Source organism: Mycobacterium kyorinense (assembly GCF_001672775.1).
Taxonomy (GTDB): domain Bacteria; phylum Actinomycetota; class Actinomycetes; order Mycobacteriales; family Mycobacteriaceae; genus Mycobacterium; species Mycobacterium kyorinense_A.
Window position 1 is genome coordinate 1 of the sequence record NZ_LZKJ01000163.1, and the last position, 1845, is coordinate 1845.

Annotated in this window: 1 protein-coding gene and 1 pseudogene; both read left to right on the top strand. The window is 68.9% G+C overall.

Features of this window, described 5'->3' with window-relative positions:
- Positions 1-1188: ATP-dependent DNA ligase (locus A5707_RS17580; RefSeq protein WP_065015732.1), on the top strand; the 1188-nt coding region annotated here is incomplete at its 5' end.
- Between the two features lie 153 nt (positions 1189-1341).
- Positions 1342-1845, top strand: a pseudogene (locus A5707_RS17585) (inositol phosphorylceramide synthase); the annotation flags it as partial.

A 1845-nucleotide genomic window follows, 5' to 3' on the forward strand; every position in this document is an offset into this window, starting at 1 on the left:
CTGCGCCGACTGCTGACCGGTGAGCTGCGTCAAGGCGCATTGGCCGGAATCATGGCCGACGCGGTGGCGGCGGCCGGGCAGATTCCGGCCGCGGTGGTGCGCCGGGCCGCGATGCTGGGCGGGGATCTGCCCGCGGTAGCGGCGGCAGGCCTGGCCGGTGGCGCGGCCGCCCTGGATGCGTTCACCCTGCAGGTGGGGCGGCCGGTCGGGCCGATGCTGGCCCAAACTGCGACCGACGTCGGCCAAGCGCTCGAAAAGCTCGGGGGCACAGCGATTTTCGAGGCGAAACTGGACGGCGCGCGGGTGCAGGTCCACCGCGCCGGCGATCAGGTCACGGTCTACACCCGCAGTCTCGACGACGTCACCGCCCGGCTGCCCGAGGTGGTCGAGGCGACGCTGGCGCTGCCGGTCACCGAGCTGATCGCCGACGGCGAGGCGATCGCGCTGCGGCCGGACAACCGGCCGCAGCCCTTTCAGGTCACCGGGTCACGCTTCGGCCGATCCGGCGATGTCGCGGCGGCCCGCGCCGCGCAGCCGCTGTCGGTGTTCTTCTTCGACGTCTTGCACCGCGACGGCGTCGACCTGCTCGACGCGCCGGCCACCGACCGGCTGGCCGTCCTCGACGAGATCACGCCTGCCCGACACCGGGTCGACCGGCTGCTCACCGCCGAGCCCACGGCCGCCGCCGACTTCCTGGCGGCGACGCTGGCCGCCGGCCACGAGGGCGTCATGGCGAAATCGTTGACGGCACCTTATGCGGCGGGCCGCCGCGGCGCAGGCTGGCTGAAAGTCAAGCCGGTACACACCCTCGACCTGGTGGTGCTGGCCGTCGAATGGGGTTCGGGACGCCGCCGCGGCAAGCTGTCCAACATCCATCTCGGCGCGCGGGACCCGGCCGGCGGCTACGTGATGCTGGGCAAGACGTTCAAAGGTATGACCGACGCCATGCTGGACTGGCAGACCGCCCGGTTCACCGAACTGGCCGTCGGCGGCACCGACGGCTACGTGGTGCACCTGCGCCCCGAGCAGGTGGTCGAGATCGCGTTCGACGGACTGCAACGCTCGTCGCGCTACCCCGGCGGCCTGGCGCTGCGGTTCGCCCGGGTGCTGCGCTACCGCCACGACAAGGCCCCGGCCGACGCAGACACCATCGATACGGTGCGCGCCCTCTACGAGCAGCAGCACTGACTCCGATCACTCGACCGAAGGCACCGGGAAACAGCGCGTTTAGCGCAATCGACGCGCCGGTTACCAGACCCCAAGCAGAATGCGACTATGTAGGACGGCGAAACACCGGAAGGATTGCCCCCGGTGTCAGTAACGACCGATTGAAAGGTCCAGGTGCTCACAGGCGAGAGGCAACCGACCGCCGCGCGCGAGGCTGCCGCCACACCGCGCGAGCGGCGGCTCACCTTCATCCGACGCGCTGCCATCGCGGTATGGGCCGTCATTGTCGTGTACCGGACGGTGACGGAAGGGCTCGCTTTCAACCGTGAGCTGCTGCTGCTCTACATCGCCACCGGGCTGATCGCCGCAAGTATCGGCCGTCCCCGCCGGGCTTTTGCCGTCGTGCGCGACTGGTTGCCGTTCGCACTTTTTCTGCTGCTGTATGACCTCAGCCGCCATGCCGCGACTTTCGTTGGCACGCCTACGCTTTGGCAGCCGCAAGTAGACGCGGACCGATGGATGTTCTTCGGGGTGGTGCCGACCGTGTGGCTGCAGGAACAGCTCAAGTTGGCCCAACCGCCATGGTGGGAAGTGGTCATCAGCGCCGTCTACATGTCGTTTTTCATCCTGCCGTACGTGATCGCCGGGCTTTTATGGCTGCGCAACCGAGATGACTGG